Below are 22,298 nucleotides of genomic sequence, written 5' to 3'. Positions count from 1 at the left end.
AATCGCCGGACAATGGCCAGCGACCCGATCCAGATCACCCCCAGCCTGACGATTCCGCCCAGCGAACTCGTCGAACGCTTCGTGCGCGCCAGCGGCGCCGGTGGGCAGAACGTCAACAAGGTCTCCACCGCGGTGGAGCTGCGTTTCGACGTGGCCGGATCGCCGTCGCTGCCCGAACCCCTGCGCGCACGGCTGCTGTCGCGGCGCGACCGCCGCATGACCGCCGAGGGCGTGCTGGTGATCGACGCGCAGCGCTTTCGTACCCAGGACCGCAACCGCGAGGATGCGCGCGAGCGGCTGGTCGAAATCATCAATGCGTGCCTGTCGGTGCCCAAGCGCCGGGTCGCCACCAAACCGAGTCATGGGGCCAAGCTGCGGCGGCTGGATGCCAAGCGTGAGCGCAGCCATATCAAGCGTGGACGCTCTGCGTCCCACTGGGAGTAAGCGTGAGTCACACCGACCCGTCGTTGCCACCGGTAACACAGGCCAACATCCTGCTGCAGTCAGCCCCGCCCAGAATGCCGCGTGCGCACGGCCGCTTCGGCCGCTGGCTGGGCCGCACCGCCTTGCGCCTGACCGGATGGCGCCTGCTCGGGCGGCTGCCCGACGAACCCAAGCTGGTGATGATCGTTGCCCCGCATTCGTCCAACTGGGACGGCTTTGTGGGCTTTGCGGCCAAGTTCGCGCTGGGCTTCGATGTGCGCGTGCTGGGCAAGGCGCAGTTGTTCTGGTGGCCGCTGGGCCCGCTGCTGCGCAAGCTGGGCGCCATCCCGCTGGACCGCAGCTCGCCGCAGGGCACCATCGGCCAGGCGGTGCGGCTGATCCGTAACTCCGAGCAGATGTGGTACGTGATCACCCCCGAAGGCACCCGCAAGCGCGTGGAAAACTGGAAGGCGGGCTTCTGGAAGATCGCCTCCGACTCCAAGGTGCCGATCCTGCCGGTGTATTTCGACTATCCCAGCAAGACCGTGGGCATCGGCGAGCCGTTCTGGACCGGCACCGACATGGCCGCCGATATCGCCGCCATCCGCACCTGGTACCGGCCGTGGCGCGGCAAGCATCGCGATACGCTGTGAGCGGCGGTAAGCGCCGGGAGGTGTCGATGCGCCTTCCAGCCATTGCTGGGCCCCATCAGAAGCGATCGAGGTTCATGCACACATGAAGATCACCGCCTTCCTCGTCATGGATGCACTCGGCAACGAGATCGACGCAGATGCTCACGGCAACAACGTGGCGTTCTGCTGTTTCACATGCGGGCACCCTATCGTCGCTGTTTCACTCGAAAACCAGCGCGGAAGCGACGAGGAACATCCCGCATCCTGTAAAGGCTGCGGCGTGCGTTACTTTTTGGACGTGCGGCCATGGGCAGAGAAACTCTACATTCACCCAGACCCGCCGATGCCCGACACTTCATTTTAATGCTAATGCGCGCTGCCGAAACTCGGCGCGGCGTGCATCGGCTCAGAGCGGCTAACACTACGTAACGCCGTGAGGAAGCATCATGATCGCCTTGTGCGCTCGCGCGTTGTGCCTGTCGTTGTTGCTGTGTACCGGCCCGGCGCTGGCGGCCACTCCGATGCTGGTGATCCACGGCGGCGCCGGCGTGGAGAAAGCCGGCCTGTCTGCAGACGAACAGGCGCAGGCGCGCGAGGCGATGCAACGCGCGCTGCTAGCCGGTCACGTGGTGCTGCAACGCGGTGGCAGCGCAGTGGATGCGGTGGCCGCTACGATCACCGTGCTGGAGGACGCCCCGCAGTTCAACGCCGGGCGCGGCGCGGTGTTCAGCCATGACGGCAAGAACGAACTGGATGCGGCGATCATGGACGGCGCCACCGGCAAGGCCGGCGCGATTGCCGGCGTGCACACGGTCAAGAACCCGATCCAGCTGGCGCGCAGCGTCATGGACCGCTCCAAGCACGTGATGCTGGTCGGCGACGGCGCCGAACAGTTCGCGCGCGAGCAAGGCATCACCCTGGTCGACCCGAGCTATTTCCGCACCGACAAGCGTTGGCAGCAACTGCAGAAAGCGCTCAAGGCCGAGGCCGGCGACCGCAAGGTGCAGGCCGAACTCGATCTGGAAACCGCCAAGCACTTCGGCACTGTCGGTGCGCTGGCGCTGGATCGCGAAGGACACTTGGCCGCCGGCACCTCCACCGGCGGCATGACCAACAAGCGCTATGGCCGCGTCGGCGATGCGCCGATCATCGGCGCCGGCACCTATGCCAACAGCCAGTGCGCGGTGTCCGGTACCGGCTGGGGCGAGTTCTATATCCGCGCGGTGGCCGCCTACGACATCTGCGCCCGCATGAAATACGCCGGCCAGTCGTTGCAACAGGCGGCCGAAGCAGTGATCGACCAGGAGATTCCCAAGGCCGGTGGTGACGGCGGCGCCATCGCGTTGGATGCGCAGGGCAATGCCGCGTTCCCGTTCAACACCGAGGGCATGTATCGCGGCTGGATCGGCGCCGATGGCACCCCGCACGTGGCGATCTTCAAGGACGAGACGTTGTAGCGCACATCCTCAACCGAACCCGTCCATCCAATCCAACGGCACATGCCAGCGGCCCGCAAACCCGCTAGCGTGACCGGCTGCTCTACCGACTCAGGAATCACACGCCATGTCGCGTACCGTCGTTCTGGCCGCTGCCATCACCCTGGCTACTGGCTGCTTGTTCTGGAAAAGATTCGTCCGGTAAGGAGTCCACCACCGTGCCCGAGAAGACCGCCGCCACCCCGGCCGCCGATGCCGCGCCGAACCCGCTGCTCACCCCCAGCACGCTGCCGTTCCAGGCGCCGCCGTTCGACAAGATCAAGGACAGCGATTACCTGCCGGCCTTCGAAGAAGGCATGCGTCTGCAGTTGGCCGAGATCCGCAGCATTGCCGACAACCCCGAACCGCCCACCTTCGACAACACCATCGAAGCGATGGAGCGTGATGGCGAAACGCTCTCGCGCGTATCGCGCATTTTCTTCGGACTGGTGCAGGCCGATACCAGCGACGCACGCCAGAAGATCCAGGAAGAGATCGCGCCCAAGCTGGCTGCGCACCAGGACGAAATCAATCTCGATCCCAAGCTCTTCGCACGCGTCAAAACCCTCTACGACCAGCGCGACACGCTGAGCCTGGACCCGGAGCAGAAGCGTCTGCTCGAGCGCGATTACGAAGAGCTGGTGCGCGCCGGTGCGCAGCTGTCCGATGCCGACAAGGCCAGCCTGCGCAAGCTCAATATCGAAGAGACCACGCTCTCCACCCAGTTCCATACCCGTCTGGTTGCCGCCTCGGCCGCCGGTGCGGTGGTGGTGGACGACAAGGCCAGGCTCGATGGCCTGAGCGAGGGCGATATCGCCGCCGCCGCCGATGCGGCCAAGGCGCGCAAGCTCGATGGCAAGTACCTGCTCACCTTGCAGAACACCACCCAGCAGCCGGTGCTGGCCTCGTTGAAGGACCGCCAGCTGCGCGCCGAGGTGCTCAAGGCCTCGGAAACGCGCGCGGAAAAGGGCGATGCCAACGACACCCGCCAGACCATCTAGCGCCTGGCGCCTCTGCGCGCGCAAAAGGCCAAGCTGCTCGGCTTCGACAGCTACGCCGCCTACAGTCTGGGCGACCAGATGGCCAAGACCCCGGCCGCCGCGCTCAAGCTGCTGACCGACACCGTGCCGGCCGCCACTGCCAAGGCGCGCCGCGAAGTGGCCGAGATGCAGAAGGTGATCGACGCGCAGAAGGGTGGCTTCAAACTGGCCGCGTCCGATTGGGACTTCTACGCCGAGCAGGTGCGCAAAGCCAAGTACGACCTGGACGAGTCGCAGATCAAGCCGTATTTCGAACTGGACAACGTACTGCAGAACGGCGTTTTCTACGCGGCCACGCAGCTGTACGGCATCACCTTCAAGCAGCGCACCGACATTCCGACTTATCACGCGGACATGAAGGTGTATGAAGTGTTCGACGCGGACGGCACCTCGATGGCGCTGTTCTATACCGACTACTTCAAGCGCGACAGCAAGTCCGGTGGCGGCTGGATGGACGTGTTCGTCGAACAGGACGGCCTCACTGGCGCCAAGCCGGTGGTCTACAACGTCTGCAACTTCACCAAGCCGGCCGCCGGCCAGCCGGCGTTGCTGAGCTTCGACGACGTCACCACCTTGTTCCATGAGTTCGGCCACGCGCTGCACGGCATGTTCTCCAAGGTGAAGTACCCCTCGATCGCCGGCACCAGCACCTCGCGCGATTTTGTCGAGTTCCCCTCGCAGTTCAACGAGCATTGGGCCTCCGATCCCAAGGTCTTCGCCAACTACGCCAAGCACTACCAGACCGGCGCGGCGATGCCGGCCGAGCTGGTGGAGAAGATCAAGAAGGCCAAGACTTTCAACAGCGGCTACGGAACGACCGAATATCTCTCGGCCGCGTTGCTCGATCTGGCCTGGCACACCCAGCCGGCCGACGCGTCGTTGCAGGACGTGAGCAAGTTCGAAGCCGACGCGTTGAAGCGCTTCAAGGTCGACCTGGCCGAAGTGCCGCCGCGTTATCGCAGCAGCTATTTCGACCACATCTGGGGCGGCGGCTATTCGGCCGGGTATTACGCCTACTTCTGGTCGGAAGTGCTCGACGACGACGCATTCGAATGGTTCAAGGAAAACGGCGGCCTGGATCGCAAGAACGGCGACATCTTCCGCGCCAAGATCCTCTCGCGCGGCAACACCGTGGACCTTGCCACGCTGTACCGCGACTTCCGCGGCAAAGATCCCAGCGTCAAGGCGCTGCTGGAAAATCGCGGTTTGACCGAGTGAGACACCCGCGTGCACGACGCACGCGGATGCCGGCGATGATCCAAGACGGGATGGCCTTGCGCCATCCCGTTTGCTTACGTGGTTTTTGATGCATCGCAGTAGATGAATTGCAATAGTGGGCGCCGGATCAGGCAGGCGGCGTTGCCCGATCGTCTCCGATCTGCACGATCACCTCGTGCGACTGCGATGCGGACGCCACGCCTGGACGCAGCTGTTCCACCGCCTCCGGCAGGGTCAGCGAGGGTGTGGCATGAGCCGCAGATGACGAGGCCTCGGACTGCTGGGTGAGCGCTTTGGCTTGACTCAAGAACTCTTCCACATCGCTGTTTTGCACGAGCGCATTGATGGCTCGACTCGCCTTGGTTGCCCGCCGTTGGGACAGCGCTTCGTTGGTGCCCCCCATTACGCCGCGCAATACTTGCTGCTTCAATCCGATGTCTGTCTCGCCCTCGCGGCGGTTGTTCTTGACAGTGATGGCGGTGTGCTGATTCAGCGCGCCGACTGCAGCCATGCCTCCTGACAGGGCGGAAATTGCCAACGTCTGCGGGATTGGCACGTTGCGCGTTCCTCCCTGCGCCGCGGAGCTGGCCTTGCCGATCACCGAGGACGCCGCGCTGCCCAGCACGCCTAGATGAAACATCTGGCCAATGCGTTGGGCGGTCTGTGCCGAGAACTCGCGCAAGGTGTACTTCTTGACGATATCGCCGATCAGTTGGTCCGATACCACAGACTTCTCGGCACCGAGCAGCAGCGTTGCAGCGACGCCGCCCGGATCGAGTTCGTCCAGCCTGCCTTCGCGCAAGGCTTGCAGATCCTGGCTCAGCAATTTCAGTGCCTTCGCGGGGCCGGCGCCGTGGCCCGCTTCCAGATCCAGGTCGTCGTCGCCTGTCGTCGCCTGCGTCGAGCTTGACGCGGCCAGTTCCGCTTTGAGTGCCTTTTCCATCGCCGTCAGTCCGTTGGTGACACGTTTCACCAGCGCCTGCGTAGGCGATTGAATCAGTTTGCGCAATTTGCCCTGATCGATCTCCTCCGCCGCCACTGGCTCGCCACGTGCAAGTTTCGACTTGCCGGTGTCGGTCAATACATCGGCGTACAGCAGATTGAGCTTGTTGTTGTAATCCTGTTTTGCCTGTTCGTCGAAGCCGGCAGCCACATGCTGCGCAGCGGTCATCAGCAGGGCGCCGACGGTCTGCGCGGTCGGCGACAGCGCCCGCATTGCGCCGGTCTTGCTGAGCAGGCCCAGCGTGCCCGCCAATGGCGACCGCAGGATACGCGGGACAGCCTGCCAGCGATTGCCCATCCATTGCCGCTGGTGCGCGCCCTGGGTCATGACGAAGTCGTGCTGGGCCTGATGCAGGCGCGCTTCGGCTTGCAGCAATTGCCGGGCAGCGGCGGAGAGCTCGGCAGTTGGTGCTGCTGCGGGGTTCTGGTCTGCGGCCTGCTTGAGTACGCGGAACTTGTCGCAGCACTCGCTGAATGTTTCGATATGGCTTTCCAGCGCCTGCGCAAGGTCCGGCAGCCAATGCCTGTCGTTGATCTGATCCTTGTCCGGAACGATGACGTGCCCCCCATGCTCGCGGATGGATTCGCACAGGCTGACCACCGCCGACTGCTGTGCCGCATTCATGGGCGCGGCGATCGCTGCCGTCGCAAAGCCGAAGCCGGCGCCTGCCCATGGCTGACGGGTCGCGTAGTTGATCCAGGGCGAGACGATGTACTGCATTGCATTGTTGAGGAAGCTGCCGGTGGGGTTGGGCATGCCCGACAGCAATGCGGTACGCCGCAAGTTCGAAACCTCGTTTTCGCTCAATCCCTGAGCCCTGTACCAAGCCATCGCATCCGTTTCGCGGATGCGGCCCAACAGATCAGCATGTGTTGCTGCGCGTTCCTGCGGGCCGGTGGCATCTGGCAATTTCATCGGCCTCATCTTGTTGACGAGTTCGGCGGCCAATTGCGGCTCGACCGGCCGCTGCTTGTCGGCAGCCAATTGCTCTTTGAGTCGCACCAGCGACGTCGTGACGGGGTTTGACGACGTTGCAGGCTGCGACACCTGCAGATCAACCACGTTCACGTGGCTGGCCGTCTGGGATGCGTGCGCAGCGGCGTCTGCGGGCTCCTTGCCGCGCTTGCTCGGACGGCGCGAGAGCATGCTCAATGCGCCCTCGGGCTGGGCAGACGAATGGCTAGGCGATGCGTGCGGGGATGCTTCTTCCTCGATCTCATGGGTGCCCGCAGTTGACACTGACACGGGGCGATTGATCGGATTGGCGGATGCAGCAGGTTTCATCAGATTTCTCCTGGTGCTTGATGCAGTGGCGGCATCGATCAATGGCCGGTGCCGAGAAATGAGATCGTCTACCACCCTGGAGCTGGGTGCATTGTCCAGGGGCAGCATGGTCGCCATGGCTCGAAGGAAGCACCGCCTTCAACCACGCGACGCAACCGTTATCAGAGATGAAATCCCAAAAGGCGGACCGCACTGCGCGAGGATTGAATCAAACTGCCGAGGCCCATCTTTGCCGGACAACAGAACTGACGTCGCTGCATCCGAATCCCCAATCGGGTGCGCCGCGTTCCCCTGGCAGGATTGGGGAGGCCGTCACGCGTCACGGCCTCCGTGCGTATCTGCGTGCGTGGTGCGCCATCAAAACCTGATGGCAACGAGTCGGCATGCCTCAGCCAATTACCGGGTCGCCACCAACCCCTTCCGACGCCTGCGTCGCAGCGTCCTGTCGCCACCAACGCACGCGGTTGTCGGGGGCATTCAAATCCACGCGTTCGCCCATGCACGGTGTGGCCAGGGCAACGCCGGCGGCGTCGGCCAGCGCCACGATGCGCTCCAGCGGCTCGGACCAGACATGCATGGCCAGATCGAAAGTGCCGTTGTGGATCGGCAGCAAGGTGCGCCCGCCGACATCGATAAACGCCTGCAGGCTCTGCTCCGGCTGCATGTGCACGTCCGGCCACATCTGGTCGTAGGCGCCGTTTTCGATCAGCGCCACATCGAATGGCCCCAGACGCTGGCCGATTGTCTTGAAGTGCGGGCCATAGCCACCGTCGCCACTGAAGAACACCCGCAGGTCGGCGTCCTGGATCGCCCAAGAGCACCACAGCGTGCGGTCGCGGTCGAACAGGCCGCGGCCGGAAAAATGCCGCGACGGCGTGGCGGTGAGGGTGAGGCCACCCACCTCCACCGATTGCCACCAGTCCAGCTGCCGCACCTTGCCCGGGTCCACGCCCCAGCGCACCAGCAGGTCGCCCACGCCCAGCGGCGCGACGAACACTCCGACACGGTCGGCCAGGGCGGCAATGGTGGCGCGGTCCAGGTGGTCGTAGTGGTTGTGCGACAGCAGGACGCCGGCCAGCGGCGGCAGTGCGTCCAGCGCGATCGGCGGCGCGTGGAAGCGCCTGGGCCCGGCAAACGCGAACGGCGAGGCGCGCTTGGAGAACACCGGATCGGTCAGCCACAGGCCGCCACGCAGTTTCATCAGCACCGTGGAATGACCGAGCCGGAACAGGCTGTGGTCGGGTGCGTCGCGCAACTGCGCCGCGCTCAGCGGCAGCACCGGCAGCGCCTGCGACGGCACCGTGTGCGTGGGTTTGTTGAACAGCACCTCCCACAACAGACGCAAGCCACCCAGCACACCGGGCTGGCTCAGGCGGGTGGGCAGTGCGTTGCGGAAGCGGCCATTGCGGAACTGCGGTGAGGCGGCATGCGAGGCGGTGCGTGGCAGATGACGGGACTGGGTGGGCACGACGCTATCCATCGGTGGGGGGCGGACGAACCGGCGATGCCGGCGCTGTAATTACACTACACAGTGTAGTTTTATCTTGGGGAATGTAAACCGAGCGGTGTAACATTGCACCATGTCCAGTTCATCCGACGCGGCGCCGGCGCAGCAACGGCTCACCGACCGCAAGCGCCACGCCATTGTCGAGGCGGCCATCGCCGAGTTCCGCCAGCACGGGTTCGAGGCCACCAGCATGGACCGCGTGGCGGCCACGGCCGGCGTGTCCAAGCGCACCGTCTATAACCATTTCCCCAGCAAGGACGCGCTATTTGGCGAGATCCTGCGCGGGCTGTGGCAGCGCAGCGCCGACGCGGTAAACCTGGCCTACCGGCCCGATCAGCCCTTGCGCGCGCAGTTGATCCAGCTCCTGCAGCAAAAGCTGCGCCTGCTCGACGACCCGGCGTTTATCGACCTGTCGCGCGTGGCCATCGCCGAGGGCATCCACTCGCCGACGCGTGCGCGCGAACTGATATCGCAGCTGGGCAGCAAGGAAGAAGGCACCACCACCTGGCTGCGCGCCGCATTGGCCGACGGCCGGCTGGCAGGCGTGGACGCTGACTTTGCCTCACAGCAGTTGCAGGCGCTGATCAAAGGCTTCGCGTTCTGGCCGCAGCTCACCATGGGCCAGCCGCCGCTGTCACCGCAGCAACAGACCCAGGTGGCCGAATCGGCGGTAGCGATGTTCCTGGGGCTGTACGGCCACCAGTGAGTGCGTGCGCCGCATCGTCAATGCGGCCAGTGACTTGCTCCCAGCCCGGTGGCGTTGGCCGTGTGCCGGCCGCGTTGCAACCAGGCCACCATCGGCGAGGTCATCACCGTGGTCACCAGGGTCATGCCGAATAGCAGCGTAAACAGATCCGGCCCGATCACGCCGCTGTCCAGGCCGATCTTGATCACCACCAGCTCCATCAGGCCACGCGCATTCATTAGCGAGCCCACGGTCAGGCTGTCGCGCCAATCGTGACCGCTCAGGCGCGCGCCCAGCGTGCAGCCGACTAGCTTGCCGGTGACCGCCACGCCGACGACCAGCGCGAAGCCGGCGATGCCGGCGCCCACGAAGACGCCCGGGCTGGTGGCCTGGCCGGCGACCGCAAACAGCACCGGCATCAGCAAGGTAATCGCCAATGGCTCGATGCGCCCGGCCAGGTGTTCCAGCAAGCGGTCATCGCGCGGCACGCAGATTCCGAACAGGAACGCGCCGAAGATCGCATGCAAGCCAATCCACTCGGCCACTGCAGCGCAGGCCAGTAAACCGATCAGCACCCACACCAGCGCAGTTGGCGCATAGCCTCCATCGCGCGCACGCGGTTTGAGCAAACGCGCATATGCAGGTTTCAACAGGCCGAACACCACCGCGATCAACGCCAACGCGCCGGCCACAGTGAAGCCGACGCCGCCATGTGTGTCGCTACCGGTGAGCGTGAGCACCAGCGCCAGGAAAATCCACACCGTGGCATCGTCGATCACCGCCGCGCCCAATGCCAACCGGCCCGCAGGCGTGCGGGTCAGGTTGCGGTCCTTGAGGATGCGCGCCAGCACCGGAAACGCGGTGACCGACATCGCCGCGGCGATGAACAACGCGAACGGCCAAAAACCAATGCCCTGCGGTGCAAAGCGCGCAAACAACCAAGGTGCTGCGGCCAGGCCAAGCAACAACGGCAGCACGATGCCCGACAAGCCCACCAGGATCGACGCACGCACCTGCGCGGTGGTGCCTTCCGGCGCGCGCAGCTCCACGCCCACGATAAACATGAAAAGCACCACGCCGATGTTGGCCAAGCCGGACAACGGCGGCAGGCTGTTGGAGGCGAACAACACCCCGTGCAAGTCCGGCAGCCATGCGCCGAATGCGATCGGCCCCAGCAGCAAGCCGGCCGCCATCTCGCCGATTACCGGCGGCTGCCCGAAGCGTTGCAGCAACGCGCCACATGCACGTGCCAGGCCCAGGATCACCGCCAACTGCACCAGCAATAACGTGGTCGGATTCATTGCGTCAGCCTTTGCATCGGTTGAGTTGGCCCGCCCCAGTAGTGCGGGACTGCTGTGCTGTGGTCAGCCGTTCCCGGACCGACCGGCTGGTACTGCAATGCGTTGCTGCCTGCAGCATCGGCCTAGTCTATGACGGTAAATGCCGTGCAGTGCTAGCGAGCCGGCAAAAACTCTGCGCGATGCGGAGTGGCCGGTAGTGCATGCAGGAACCGATCTTCTGTGCTGTCTTCCTTGCACTTGCACGGCTTGATCGAGCGACGCCTCGAAATGGCGACGCCCATGCCGGACACTGCAACCTCGATGGAGGATGCATGACGAACTCATGCGCAATCCCTGTCGAGCAAGGTCAGACATGATTCAACTCACACGCACGCAGCACGCAGCACGCAGCAGAAATTCACCGCTCCGAATCGCCACTTTCGTCATACCCGCGCGGGGTAAACAGATCCGGCTGGATCAGCTCGATAAACGCGCGTGCCTGCGGCGAGAGATATTTACCCTTGCGCACCACCACGCCATAGCTGCGCGTAGGGAAGTAGTCCTTGAGCGAGCGGGTGGCGAGTTTGTCGCGGTCGGCCTCCGTGACGCAGATTGCGGTGACGATGGAAATGCCCATGCCCATCGCAACGTATTGCTTGATCACCTCCCAACCGCCCACTTCCAAGGCCACGGTGTAGGGCACGCGTGCCTGCTGGAAGACCAGATCGACCAGTCGATAGGTCACTTGCCTGCGCGGCGGCAGGATCAGCGGATACGGCGACAGATCCTGAAGCGTCACACTGGGCTTGCTTGCCAGCGGGTGATCGGGCGGGGTGATCAACAGCTGTTCGAAGCGATACACCGGCGCGTAGTTGAGGTCGGCCGGTACGTCCAGCATCGAGCCCACTGCCAGGTCCACCGCATCCTCGCGCAGCAGGTCGGTGCCGTCGGCGCTGATGGCGTTGTGCAGGGTCAGCCGCACGTCCGGATGGCGCGCGCGGAAGTTGGCCACGATGCGCGGCAGCAGATACAGGATGGTGGAACTGTTGGCGGCGATATTGAGCTCGCCCGCATCCAGCCCGCGCACCTTCTCGCGAAAGCTCGCTTCCAGGCCGTCCAGGCTTTCCACCAGCGGCAGTGCCATGTCGTAGAGCAGCTGGCCCTCGCGGCTGGGTGTCATCCGGCGCCCGGAGCGCTCGAACAAGGCCACGCCCAGGTCGCGTTCCAGCGCCTGCAATTGCAGCGTCACCGCCGGCTGGCTGACGTAAAGCGCCTCAGCCGCCCGTGAGACGGAGCCTAATCGCACTGTCTGACAAAACGCGCGCAGTGGCTTGAGCCGGTCGGATTTGTAGGAAAATCGAGGGGTTGGCGCCATTTTAGCAGTCGCCGCACTTCAGTATAAGTCTGGCTTATTTACAGCATTGATAAAACTGCTTTGTCAAATAGTTGCTGGCGGCGCACGGTGCAAGTCCGGATGCACAAGGACTCCCCGACATGTCTGCCACCGCTTTTGCCCCACGCCCGATCGAACGCGCCACGCCCGGTCTGTCGCTGACCACGCAGATGGCCGGCCAGGCAGAACTCCTGCCAGCCGCCGCGTTGGCGTTGCTTGTGTCGCTGCACCGGGCGATCGAACCCGGTCGCCAGCAGCGCCTGGCCCAGCGGCGGGTGCGGCAGGCCGACTTCGACGCCGGCCAGTTGCCGGACTTCCGCCCCGACACCCGCGCCATCCGCGCCGGCGACTGGCGCGTGGCCGCACTGCCGGCGGCGCTGCAGGATCGCCGCGTCGAGATCACCGGCCCCACCGATCCGAAAATGGTCATCAACGCGCTGAACTCCGGCGCCAAGGTGTTCATGGCCGACTTCGAGGATTCCACCGCACCAACCTGGCGCAACCTGCTGGCCGGGCAACGCACGCTGGCTGCTGCGGTACGCGGCGATCTCAGCTTCGATGCGCCCAACGGCAAGCATTACGCGCTGCGCCCGGAAGCCGAACATGCGGTATTGATCGTGCGCCCGCGCGGCTGGCATCTGGATGAAAAGCACGTGCTCATCGATGGGCAGCCGCTGGCCGGCGGCCTGTTCGATGCCGCCCTGTTCGCCTACCACAACGGCCGCGCGCTGCTGGCCAAGGACCGCGGCCCGTATCTGTACCTGCCCAAGCTGCAGAGCATGGAAGAAGCCGCGCTGTGGGAGACCGCGCTGGCGCATATCGAAGCGATGCTCGGCCTGCCGCATGGGCAGATCAAGGTGACCGTGCTGATCGAAACGCTGCCGGCGGTGTTCGAGATGGACGAGATCCTGCACGCGCTGCGCGACCGCATCGTCGGGCTGAACTGCGGGCGCTGGGATTACATCTTTTCGTATCTGAAAACCTTTCGCGCGCATCGCGACCGCGTGCTGCCCGAGCGTGGCCAGGTCACCATGACCCAGCCGTTTTTGAAGGCGTATTCGGAGCTGTTGATCAAGACCTGCCATCGCCGTGGCGCGCATGCGATGGGCGGCATGGCCGCGCAGATTCCGATCAATCACGACGAAGCCGCCAACGAGCAGGCGATGGCGCGCGTGCGTGCCGACAAGCTGCGCGAAGTGACGGCCGGGCACGATGGCACCTGGGTGGCGCATCCGGCCTTGATCCCGGTGGCGATGAAATTGTTCGACGAGCACATGCCCACTGCGCATCAGCATCACGTCTTGCGCAACGATGTGCAGGTGACGCGCGACATGTTGATCGCCCCCTCGCCGGGCAACGTCACCCGCGCCGGTTTCGAAGGCAATGTGGAAGTGTGCGTGCGCTACCTGGCCGCCTGGCTGGACGGCAATGGCTGCGTGCCGATCCACAACCTGATGGAAGACGCCGCCACTGCAGAAATCAGCCGCGCGCAGCTGTGGCAGTGGCTGCATCATGGCCAGCATCTGGACGACGGCACTGCCATCGATCAGCAGTTATTGCAGGCCGCGTTGAGTGCGCTGCCGGCACGCCTGGGAGCGACCAATGCACTGCCTGGCGCTGCGCGCATCGACGACGCCATTGCCTTGCTGGAAACACTCAGCCGCGCCGATGAACTGGCCGACTTCCTCACCGTTCCGGCGTATCGATTGATCGATTGATCTATCCACTGCAGCGACAGGCCACAGCACGCGTGCTGTCGCTGCAACCCATCAACGCAACGCACTACGTCAACACTGCACACCGCCCGATTGCGCCCACGCGCAACGACGGCCATGCCATGTCCCGCGCACAGCACACCGCGCGATTCCTTTCTCGTTGCATCCGCCGTATCCCTGTCAGGAGAACGCACCATGAGCAACACACTGCAGACCGCCGAACAGATCCAGCAGGACTGGGCCAGCAACCCACGCTGGACCGGCATCACCCGCAACTACACCGCCGCCGATGTGGTGCGCTTGCGCGGCACCGTGCATGTCGAGCATTCGCTGGCACGGCTGGGTGCGGACAAGTTGTGGGCCTCGCTGCACACCACGCCGTTCGTCAATGCGCTGGGCGCGTTGACCGGCAATCAGGCGATGCAGCAGGTCAAGGCCGGTTTGAAGGCGATTTACCTGTCCGGTTGGCAGGTCGCCGCCGATGCCAACTTGGCCGGGCAGATGTATCCAGATCAATCGCTGTATCCGGCCGATTCGGTACCTGCGGTGGTCAAGCGCATCAACAACACCTTGCTGCGTGCCGATCAATTGCACCACGCCGAAGGCAACGATGACATCGACTTCCTGCAGCCTATCGTGGCCGATGCCGAAGCCGGCTTCGGCGGCGTGCTCAATGCCTTCGAGCTGATGAAGGCGATGATCGAAGCCGGCGCGGCCGGCGTGCACTTCGAAGATCAACTGGCATCGGTGAAGAAGTGCGGCCACATGGGCGGCAAGGTGTTGGTGCCCACGCGTGAGGCGATCGAAAAGTTGAATGCCGCGCGTCTGGCGGCCGATGTGTTGGGCGTACCGACGCTGTTGATCGCACGCACCGATGCCGAAGCGGCCGATCTGATCACCAGCGATGTGGATGCCAACGATCAGCCATTCACCACCGGGCAGCGCACTGTCGAGGGTTTCTTCAAGACCCGCAACGGACTGGATCAGGCGATCAGCCGTGGGCTGGCTTACGCACCGTATGCGGATCTGATCTGGTGCGAGACCGGCAAGCCGGATCTGGAATTCGCGCGCGCCTTCGCCCAAGCCATCCATGCCAAGTTCCCCGGCAAATTGCTGGCCTACAACTGCTCGCCGAGCTTCAACTGGAGAAAGCACCTGGACGACGCCACCATCGCCAGATTCCAGACCGAACTGGCGAGCTACGGCTATAAATTCCAGTTCATCACCCTGGCCGGCTTCCACGCCTTGAACTACGGCATGTTCAACCTGGCCCATGGCTACGCACGCCGCCACATGAGCGCCTTCGTCGAGCTGCAGCAGGCCGAATTCGCAGCGGCGGACATGGGCTTTACCGCAGTCAAGCATCAGCGCGAGGTGGGCACCGGTTACTTCGACGCGGTGACGCAGGCGATTCAGCAGGGGCAGTCGTCCACCACCGCGCTGCGTGGGTCGACCGAGGAAGAGCAGTTTCATAGTGAAAAAGCGGCTTAGAGCGACTAACAAAACGTAGCGAGCGCCCACTTGGCGGCCGCGCAGTAGTCTTTGTTAGCCGCTCTTAGCCTGCAGCAAGCCGCCATGCGCAGCTCGGGAGGGAGAGGGCTCGGGAAACCGGGCCCTTTTTTTTCACCTCATACCCGTCATTCCGTCTCTTCATCCGTGAGAAATAGTGTGACCTGGTGCTGAACAAAGGGGTCCTGTAGGATTTGTCCATGGGCTAACGTTGTAGGCCGGCCTAAGGGAATCTGGATGACTTGCCACAACACTGCGGGCGCGGTCGAACCGACTGGAGGCGTTGCCAAAACGTTGTCCGACGGGCTGCATGCGCTGATGACTGCCGAAGAGCTGGCGTTTTTCGCCCGCTTCGGCCGTGCGCGCGAGTTGGCGGCGGGCCAGGCGCTGTTCGAGCGTGGTGCCGTGGGCACGCAGATGTTCATCGTTGTCAGCGGCCAGATCGATCTGGATTTTGGCGAGGACCTGATGCTCAAGCATCTGGGCCCGGGCGAATTCTTCGGCGAACTCGGCTTGTTGATCGGCGACCACGCACGCAGTGCCGGCGCCAGTGCCTCCACCGACAGCCGTTTGATCGAACTGGCCCACGACGATTTTCAGCGCCTGGTCGATCACGACCCGTCGATGGTGGCGCATTTTCTGCGCCGCTCCATCGTGCGCGTGGTCAACAACGAGCAGTTGCTGATCCGTCAGCTGCGCCGTCGCAACCACGATCTGGAAGCGGCGCTGGACAATCTCTATGTCACCTCGCACAAACTCAACCACACCGAAGAGTTGAGTCGCACCGACGAGCTCACCGGCCTGCACAACCGCCGCGGTCTGGCGCTGCATCTGCAGGAATGTCGGCGTTCCGGCGCGGTGCCCGGTGTGGGCCTGATCCTGATCGATTGCGACCGGTTCAAGCGCATCAATGACGAGTTCGGTCATCTGGCCGGCGACCGTGTGCTGCAGAACGTTGCCCATGCACTGCGCTCGGTGATCGCCGATGGCGATCTGGCCTGTCGGCTGGGAGGCGACGAATTCTGCGTGCTGGTTGCGCAAGGCACGCGGGAACTGATGCACCACATCGGCGAATGCATCGTGCGCGCGGTGGAAGCACGCCTGGGCAACACCCAGAGCGAGCAAGGCTGCTCGGTCAGTCTCGGCCTGTGCATGATCGATGCGGATGCGGCATGGAACGACTGGTACACGCTGGCCGATAGCGCGTTGTACCAGGCCAAGCGGCAGGGCGGTAACGTGTTGTGCATGCACGAAGCACCTGCGCCGGGTAGCACGCTGGTATCGGGCAACACGCTCGCCTCTGGCAATCACTGAGCAATGAGCACGCGCACCCACGCACGCAAGGATGCGTCGTCGGAAGCGATCCAGGCGCCGCGTCTGCGCACCTTGCTGTTGACCGATCTATGCGATTCCACTGCACTGGTCGAACGTATCGGTGACAACGCCGCCGCCGCATTGTTCCGCGAGCATGACCGTCTGGTGGTCAAACTGCAGCAGCAATGGCGCGGCCGTCTGATCGACCGCTCGGATGGGCTGCTGCTGCTGTTCGATCGCCCCATCGATGGCCTGGGCTTCGCACTGGATTACGCACGTGGACTCAAGGCGATGGGCGATGCCCGCGCGCTGACGCTATGCGCGCGCCAGGGCCTGCACGTCGGCGAAGTGCTGACCTGGCGCAACAGCGACGAAGCGGTGAGCATCGGTGCCAAACCGCTGGAAGTGGAAGGCCTGGCCAAGCCCACCGCCGCCCGCCTGATGTCGATGGCACGGCCCGGGCAGATCCTGATCTCGGCGGTGGCCGAGTCGTTGACGCATCGCGCTGCGCGCGAATTGGGCACGCATGCTGAGCGACTGTTGTGGAAATCCCACGGTCGCTGGCGCTTCAAGGGCGTGCCTACTCCAATGGAGATTTACGAGGTCGGCGAGATCTATCTCACGCCGCTGCGCGCGCCCAGGCATTCGCCCAAGGCCTGGCGGGATATTCCGTTATGGCGCCGGCCGGCAGCGCTGTTGGCGGAAACCTTGTTGGTCGTCACTGTCTGTGTGTCGGTGTGGTTTTTCACTCGCGCCGAGCCCGCGATCGCTTTCGCCGAACGCGGCTGGGTGGTGGTGGGCGACTTGCGCAATCTGACGGGCAATACGCTGCTCGACAGTTCGCTGGAGCAGGCGCTACGTATCAGCCTGGAGCAGTCGCGCTACGTCAATGTCCTGAGCGATATGAAAGTGCGCGACACAATGACCCGGATGAAACGCGATCCGGACAGCGTTGTCGTCGATCGTGCCATCGCCTCGGAAGTGGCCATGCGCGATGGCGCCAGTGCAGTCATTCTGCCGACTGTGGCCGAAATTGGGGGCAAGCTCCGCTTCAGTGTGGAGTTGGTGGATCCACGCACGCAGACCACGGTGTACTCGGAGTTTGTGCAAGGCGATGGCTTACCGTCCGCGCTGTCGTCCGTAGATCAGGTCACCCGTAAGTTGAGGCAGGGACTTGGCGAAGTTGTCGCTTCGATCGACAAGCATTCGGTGCCATTGCCCGCCGTCACCACCTCAAGCCTGGATGCATTGCGTGCCTATGCCCTTGGCGTCGACGCCACGGTGAAAGGCCAGTGGAGCCAAGGCATGGAACTCTTCGAGCGCGCGGTTGGCATCGACCCGGAATTTGCCTTGGCCTATCTGGGCGCAGCACGCATCAAGGTCGCCATCTCCGACCGCGATGGCGCGCTGCCGTATCTGGATCAAGCGATCCGTTTCCGCCGGCGTTTGCCGGAGCGTGACCAGCTCTATCTGGATGCATGGGCGGCCGAGTTGCGTGCGCCCGAGAAAGCGTTGCCGCTGTGGCGAACCCTGGCATCGCTGTACCCGGATAACTTCGCTGGAACCGCCAATGCCTCCTGGCATCTATTCGTTGCCAATCGCTTTGCCGAGGCGCTTCCCTATGCGCAGGCAGCCGATGTTCCGCAGGATCCACTACGTGCGATCGCCACGGATCGGGTTGGACGCATCTTGCTGGCTCAGGGAAAAGCCGAGGCCGCATTAAAGTATTTTGTCCCTGACGACGTTGATCGCGCAGGTCCGCTAAGGCGGCGGGCCTGCGCGTTGGCATCACTGAATCGCTACGCCGAAGCACAGCAAGCGCTCGATACGATCGTGAGGAGCGGTTATGTCAACGACGATGTGGTGCCGTTGATCGACCGCACCAGTATTGCGATCGATCAGGCCGACTGGATGGCTGCGCGCGCTTCCATTGCGCAAGCTCTGACGCGTAGCAAGCAGGCCGACGATTTCCTTTATCGGCAGTTCCTGGTCATTGCGTTGACGACGGACGCCCTAACCGATCCGGCCACCCCAACCAAGCTGAAGCCGACGTTCGATCGCTTGACATCAGCAGTCACCGACGACAGGTTGGCGATGGCGAACCAGCAGGACAATGCAGCGATGGTCTTGATCGTGGCCAGCCACGCACAACGCAGCGGCGACGATAGTCTGACCGCGCGCGCGCTTGAGGCGATCAAGCCGGCGCTGGTACATGAAACGCCGGTACTTGCCGACCTTCGCGCGATTGTCGAAGCCCAACATCTTGCGCTGACGGGTGACCGTGCGGCGGCTGTTGCGCATCTGCCAGTCGGTGACGACACCCTCTTCCAGACACGCGTTGCGCTGTATGCGCTGCTGAGCGACAGCGGACGGCATGCCGAAGCGCTGCAACAAGCGCGTTGGTTATCCCTGCGCCGAGGTCGCGCTTACATCGAGGCGAACGCGTCACAAACACTGCAGCCACTCAATGTGGCCGATGCGCGGCTGGCACAGCTCTGGATGGCCGAGTCGTTGCATGCACTCGGCCGCACCCACGAGGCACGCGAACAGGCGCAGGCATTTGTACGTGCGTGGCCTGTGTCGCGTTTGCCCGCTTACCTGCGCACCCGGGTAGAACGGATGCTCTCCGATTCGAAGGCAAAGATCACGGTGTGATTGGCGTTCTGGGTCAGGTAGCTATGCAACTCGGTACGGGCCAGCGCGATCTCTTCCTTCGAGGCGAGCTGATTGGTGGTCATGCAGAAGTATGGCTCTCCCATGCTGGGCACGCTGTCGTCGGCGTTCGCACCGGCTGCGCCAATCCGGGCAAGCGCTTGAGCCGGATTACATTGAAAGCATTCGCGGAAGTCGTCGTCGCTGGACAGCAGCTCCAGCAGCTTGTCGGCAATGGATGCATCCAGCGGAGGATGTGCGTTATCGGCTGAGTCGGTCATGGTCTTGCCTGCAGAATGAGGGTGTGTGGTGCGTGGTGTGACAGGAGAGCTGACACAATATCGACCATGCTCATGCGTCCTTGAGATGTTCCTATGCAGATCCGTCGCTGTGCCACGCTGTTCTTCGAACTCCGCAACGATGCGGTGTTCGATCTTGCTCACTTGCTTGCTGGCGGCGATGGACTGCGTCGTCGCGCACGATGGCTGGCACTGGCGCCGCATCTCGATGCAGAAGTGGACGTCGGCACAGCCGAGCGCGAGTGGCTGAGCGAGTTGAGCCCGACGCGCTGGCGATCGATCGATCAGATGCAGCCACCACCGGCCTGGCTCGATGGGTTGATCGAGCGGGGGCTTGTGATCAGCGATCAACCGGAGCATGCAGCGCATCGCCACAATGACGAGCGGGTGCAGCAGCAGCGCTGGTGGCCATTGGCTGCGTTGTGGCACCGCTTCGCGCGTTGGAAAGGCGAGGACAGCGTGGCGACGATGGAGGCGCAAGGTCTGACGACTGCAGAAGGCATGGTGGAGCGCCTTGGTGCGCCGCCGGCAGAGGTCGTTAGCCGTGGCGAGGGAGGCGCCGAAGCCCGAATAGCGTTGCCGCGCGCAACGCCGGGTACGTTCGATCAACTACTGGCGCGGCGCGTGACCTGCCGCAATTTCGATACGCGGCGCCCGCTATCAAGCGAATTATTGGCCCAGATGCTCGAACGCAGCGTCATGGCGAGCGCGCGGATCGAGGTGGGGCACGATACCGCATTCTTGAAGAAGCCAGTGCCATCGGGAGGCAGCCTGCATCCCACCGAAACCTATCTGCTGGTACAGCGGGTCGAGGGCATGGCAAGTGGCCTGTATCACTACCGCCCGCTCGACCATGCATTGCACCCCTTGCCATCGCCTGCACAGCCGCTCGCGGAATTCGCACGCAAGGCAGTGTCGGGGCAGCACTGGTTTGCCGATGCGCCGGTGCTGTTGATTCTGGCGCCGCGGTTTTTACGCAGCTTCTGGAAATATCGGAACCATGCCAAGGCTTACCGCGCAATGATTCTGGACGTGGGCCATATTGCACAGACGCTCTATTTGAGCGCGACCGATTTGGGGCTGGGAGCGTTTGTCACCTCGGCAATCAACGAGGTGGATATCGAACACGCGCTAGGCCTGGATGGCCTGCAGGATGGCCCGTTGGCCATCTGCGGCTTCGGTTGGCGTGCCGAGGAAATGAAAAATACCGAGCTGGATCCTGCTGGCGCAGTGTGGTCGATTAGTCTTGATCGAGAGGCTTCCGGAGGATCGGGCAACAGTAGCGAGCAAGCATCGGGCCTCGAGACGTCTATCGTGCGTTGAGGCAATTTATGCGTGCTCCGTGCTCCGTGCTCCGTGCTCCAGAGCTGCGCGTCAGCGCTCGCCTTTGCAGGCGAGCGCAGTAGCAAGTGCCATCACTGTGAAGCGATCGACCACTTCGGCCGATTTACCGCCGAATCGCCTGCGTATGCGTCTTCAACGCATCGCTCAAGCCCTGCACCTTGTCGGCGCCTTCCGGGACGGTGATGCTGGAGCCGGTCAGGTCTTCGCCGATGGGTTGCACGCGGCCGCCCAGGCATTGGCCCAGGAAGCCCTCGGTCACCGCGTTGAAGGCCTTGCTGTTTTCCGGGCGCCGGAAGCCGTGGCCTTCGTCCGGGAACAGCACATAGGTCACCGGAATGTTCTTGGCCTTCATCGCGTTGACGATCTGGTCGCTCTCGGCCTGTTTGACGCGCGGGTCGTTGGCGCCCTGGCCGATCAACAACGGCTTGCTGATCTTGCCGACATGCGTGAGCGGTGAGCGATCGGTCAGCCATTGCTTGCCAGCGGCGGTGGCCGGGTCGCCCATGCGCTTGGTCGCCTGCTTGTAGAAGCTGGCCCAGTACGGCGGGATGGTGGCGAGCAAGGTGTTGAGGTTGGCCGGGCCGACAATGTCCACGCCGCACTTGAACGCGTCCGGGGTGAAGGTCATGCCGGCCAGCGTGGCGTAGCCGCCGTAGCTGCCGCCCATGATGGCGACCTCGTTGGGGGTGGTCACGCCCTGCTTGACGGCCCACTGCACCGCGTCGAGCAGGTCGTCGTGCATCTTGCCGCCCCACTCGCCGTTGCCGGCGTTGGTGAACGCCTTGCCGAAGCCGGTGGAGCCGCGGAAATTGACCGCCAGCACCGCATAGCCGCGATTGGCCAACCATTGCTCGTACGGCCCGTAGCCGTAGCTATCGCGCGCCCACGGGCCGCCATGCACGAACAGCACCAGCGGCACCGGTTTATCGGCCTTGCCGTCGTGGTTGGCGTCGGCCTCGACGGGCAGGGTGAGATAGCTGACCAGCTTGAGGCCATCACGCGAGGTCAGTTCCTGTGGCCACATCGGTACCAGCGGTTTGCCATCCAGCGCGGGCCGGGCGGAGAACAACTTGGTCAGCTTGCCGCCATCGGCGCGGTCGTAGCGGTAGTAGGTGAGCGGTGTTTCCGCTGCCGAATACACCACGATCCAGGTGCGGTCATCGAGCGTGCGTGATGCGACGCTGGCATCGCCTGCGCCGAGTGATTTGAGTTTCTGCAGATCGGCGGCGATGCGCATCCACCGGCGCGACCCAGACATTGAGCACACCCTCCAGCGGTGCCACCCAGCTCAGATACTTGCCGTCCGGGCTGATGGTCACGTTGGCGCGCTCGGGATTGCCGAACAGCGCATCGCGGGTGATCAGTTCCGGGGGGGGGGGGGGGGGGGCCGGCGGGCGCTGTCGCGGTTGCTGCAGGCGGTGCGGCCTGATCGGTCGTGGACGCGGTTTTAAAGCCTCCGGTGAGAATCGCGGCCAGGCCGGCCGCTTTCCGCAACGCTAGACGCAATGCCTGCGCACACGAGCGT

The 22,298-nt window shown here is 63.9% G+C and carries 15 protein-coding genes and 2 pseudogenes; 11 read left to right on the top strand and 6 right to left on the bottom strand.

Annotation, left to right across the window (positions count from 1 at the left end):
* Positions 1-12: 12 nt before the first annotated feature.
* The 5 genes and pseudogenes from arfB to dcp all read left to right on the top strand — a co-directional run bounded on the left by arfB (position 13) and on the right by dcp (position 4,788).
* Positions 13-444 carry an alternative ribosome rescue aminoacyl-tRNA hydrolase ArfB gene (gene arfB, locus NYR97_RS06840; protein ID WP_023902157.1) on the top strand — a complete coding sequence of 144 codons (432 nt, stop codon included), beginning with the start codon at positions 13-15 and terminating at the stop codon, positions 442-444.
* Between the two features lie 2 nt (positions 445-446).
* Positions 447-1,076, top strand: a complete 630-nt coding sequence (locus tag NYR97_RS06835; RefSeq protein ID WP_115037099.1) for a lysophosphatidylcholine acyltransferase — start codon at positions 447-449, stop codon at positions 1,074-1,076.
* An 82-nt stretch (positions 1,077-1,158) separates the two neighbouring features.
* Positions 1,159-1,419: a hypothetical protein gene (locus NYR97_RS06830; protein ID WP_316697217.1), complete on the top strand. Its 261-nt coding sequence runs from the start codon at positions 1,159-1,161 to the stop codon at positions 1,417-1,419.
* Positions 1,420-1,501: 82 nt separating this feature from the next.
* Entirely contained in the window at positions 1,502-2,512 is a 1,011-nt protein-coding gene (locus NYR97_RS06825; RefSeq protein ID WP_316697216.1) for an isoaspartyl peptidase/L-asparaginase family protein, read from the top strand.
* A gap of 106 nt (positions 2,513-2,618) precedes the next feature.
* Positions 2,619-4,788: pseudogene (gene dcp, locus NYR97_RS06820) on the top strand (peptidyl-dipeptidase Dcp).
* Positions 4,789-4,915: 127 nt separating this feature from the next.
* Here the strand turns inward: dcp and xopN are convergent.
* Together xopN and NYR97_RS06810 are read right to left on the bottom strand one after the other, a co-directional pair.
* Complete coding sequence (gene xopN, locus NYR97_RS06815) at positions 4,916-7,075, bottom strand: type III secretion system effector XopN (RefSeq protein WP_316698071.1); 2,160 nt, start codon at positions 7,073-7,075, stop codon at positions 4,916-4,918.
* 388 nt (positions 7,076-7,463) lie between these two features.
* Positions 7,464-8,555 (bottom strand): MBL fold metallo-hydrolase, encoded by a 1,092-nt coding sequence (locus NYR97_RS06810; RefSeq protein WP_316697215.1) that lies wholly within the window; start codon positions 8,553-8,555, stop codon positions 7,464-7,466.
* Positions 8,556-8,655: 100 nt separating this feature from the next.
* Here NYR97_RS06810 and NYR97_RS06805 point away from each other — a divergent pair, with 100 nt between their 5' ends.
* A complete protein-coding gene (locus NYR97_RS06805) occupies positions 8,656-9,288 on the top strand; it encodes a TetR/AcrR family transcriptional regulator (protein ID WP_316697214.1) in 633 nt (210 codons plus the stop codon).
* A 17-nt stretch (positions 9,289-9,305) separates the two neighbouring features.
* Here NYR97_RS06805 and NYR97_RS06800 read toward each other — a convergent pair whose 3' ends face one another.
* Positions 9,306-10,568: a cation:proton antiporter gene (locus tag NYR97_RS06800; RefSeq protein ID WP_316697213.1), complete on the bottom strand. Its 1,263-nt coding sequence runs from the start codon at positions 10,566-10,568 to the stop codon at positions 9,306-9,308.
* Between the two features lie 397 nt (positions 10,569-10,965).
* Positions 10,966-11,922, bottom strand: a complete 957-nt coding sequence (locus NYR97_RS06795; protein WP_316697212.1) for a LysR family transcriptional regulator — start codon at positions 11,920-11,922, stop codon at positions 10,966-10,968.
* A gap of 119 nt (positions 11,923-12,041) precedes the next feature.
* Between NYR97_RS06795 and aceB the strand changes: the two genes are divergently transcribed.
* The 4 genes from aceB to NYR97_RS06775 all read left to right on the top strand — a co-directional run bounded on the left by aceB (position 12,042) and on the right by NYR97_RS06775 (position 19,133).
* Positions 12,042-13,658: a malate synthase A gene (gene aceB / locus NYR97_RS06790; protein WP_316697211.1), complete on the top strand. Its 1,617-nt coding sequence runs from the start codon at positions 12,042-12,044 to the stop codon at positions 13,656-13,658.
* 192 nt (positions 13,659-13,850) lie between these two features.
* On the top strand, positions 13,851-15,146 hold the full coding sequence (gene aceA, locus NYR97_RS06785; RefSeq protein ID WP_316697210.1) for an isocitrate lyase: 1,296 nt from the start codon (positions 13,851-13,853) through the stop codon (positions 15,144-15,146).
* Between the two features lie 255 nt (positions 15,147-15,401).
* Entirely contained in the window at positions 15,402-16,478 is a 1,077-nt protein-coding gene (locus tag NYR97_RS06780; protein ID WP_006450098.1) for a GGDEF domain-containing protein, read from the top strand.
* A gap of 3 nt (positions 16,479-16,481) precedes the next feature.
* On the top strand, positions 16,482-19,133 hold the full coding sequence (locus NYR97_RS06775; protein WP_316697209.1) for a putative peptide modification system cyclase: 2,652 nt from the start codon (positions 16,482-16,484) through the stop codon (positions 19,131-19,133).
* Here the strand turns inward: NYR97_RS06775 and NYR97_RS06770 are convergent.
* Positions 19,073-19,411, bottom strand: a complete 339-nt coding sequence (locus tag NYR97_RS06770) for an NHLP-related RiPP peptide (RefSeq protein ID WP_205393301.1) — start codon at positions 19,409-19,411, stop codon at positions 19,073-19,075. The genes NYR97_RS06775 and NYR97_RS06770 overlap by 61 nt on opposite strands.
* Before the next feature lie 93 nt (positions 19,412-19,504).
* Between NYR97_RS06770 and NYR97_RS06765 the strand changes: the two genes are divergently transcribed.
* Positions 19,505-20,752 (top strand): putative peptide maturation dehydrogenase, encoded by a 1,248-nt coding sequence (locus tag NYR97_RS06765; RefSeq protein ID WP_316697207.1) that lies wholly within the window; start codon positions 19,505-19,507, stop codon positions 20,750-20,752.
* Positions 20,753-20,876: 124 nt separating this feature from the next.
* Here NYR97_RS06765 and NYR97_RS06760 read toward each other — a convergent pair.
* Positions 20,877-22,004 (bottom strand): annotated as a pseudogene (locus tag NYR97_RS06760) (alpha/beta hydrolase family protein); the annotation flags it as partial.
* Positions 22,005-22,298: the final 294 nt, after the last annotated feature.

The organism is Xanthomonas hydrangeae (assembly GCF_032697525.1).
In the GTDB taxonomy this organism is placed as follows: Bacteria; Pseudomonadota; Gammaproteobacteria; order Xanthomonadales; family Xanthomonadaceae; genus Xanthomonas; species Xanthomonas hydrangeae.
The sequence above is the reverse complement of the archived record's forward strand: the minus strand, read 5'-3'. Positions and strand labels throughout refer to the sequence as shown.

What these genes read in the sequence shown, in the direction of transcription:
- NYR97_RS06830 (WP_316697217.1), top strand. Translation starts at nt 1,159, where the DNA reads ATGAAGATCACCGCCTTCCTCGTCATGGATGCACTCGGCAACGAGATC.
- NYR97_RS06810 (WP_316697215.1), bottom strand. Translation starts at nt 8,555, where the DNA reads ATGGATAGCGTCGTGCCCACCCAGTCCCGTCATCTGCCACGCACCGCC.
- NYR97_RS06800 (WP_316697213.1), bottom strand. Translation starts at nt 10,568, where the DNA reads ATGAATCCGACCACGTTATTGCTGGTGCAGTTGGCGGTGATCCTGGGC.
- NYR97_RS06805 (WP_316697214.1), top strand. Translation starts at nt 8,656, where the DNA reads ATGTCCAGTTCATCCGACGCGGCGCCGGCGCAGCAACGGCTCACCGAC.
- aceB (WP_316697211.1), top strand. Translation starts at nt 12,042, where the DNA reads ATGTCTGCCACCGCTTTTGCCCCACGCCCGATCGAACGCGCCACGCCC.
- NYR97_RS06780 (WP_006450098.1), top strand. Translation starts at nt 15,402, where the DNA reads ATGACTTGCCACAACACTGCGGGCGCGGTCGAACCGACTGGAGGCGTT.
- NYR97_RS06765 (WP_316697207.1), top strand. Translation starts at nt 19,505, where the DNA reads ATGCAGATCCGTCGCTGTGCCACGCTGTTCTTCGAACTCCGCAACGAT.
- NYR97_RS06770 (WP_205393301.1), bottom strand. Translation starts at nt 19,411, where the DNA reads ATGACCGACTCAGCCGATAACGCACATCCTCCGCTGGATGCATCCATT.
- arfB (WP_023902157.1), top strand. Translation starts at nt 13, where the DNA reads ATGGCCAGCGACCCGATCCAGATCACCCCCAGCCTGACGATTCCGCCC.
- NYR97_RS06825 (WP_316697216.1), top strand. Translation starts at nt 1,502, where the DNA reads ATGATCGCCTTGTGCGCTCGCGCGTTGTGCCTGTCGTTGTTGCTGTGT.
- xopN (WP_316698071.1), bottom strand. Translation starts at nt 7,075, where the DNA reads ATGAAACCTGCTGCATCCGCCAATCCGATCAATCGCCCCGTGTCAGTG.
- NYR97_RS06795 (WP_316697212.1), bottom strand. Translation starts at nt 11,922, where the DNA reads ATGGCGCCAACCCCTCGATTTTCCTACAAATCCGACCGGCTCAAGCCA.
- aceA (WP_316697210.1), top strand. Translation starts at nt 13,851, where the DNA reads ATGAGCAACACACTGCAGACCGCCGAACAGATCCAGCAGGACTGGGCC.
- NYR97_RS06775 (WP_316697209.1), top strand. Translation starts at nt 16,482, where the DNA reads ATGAGCACGCGCACCCACGCACGCAAGGATGCGTCGTCGGAAGCGATC.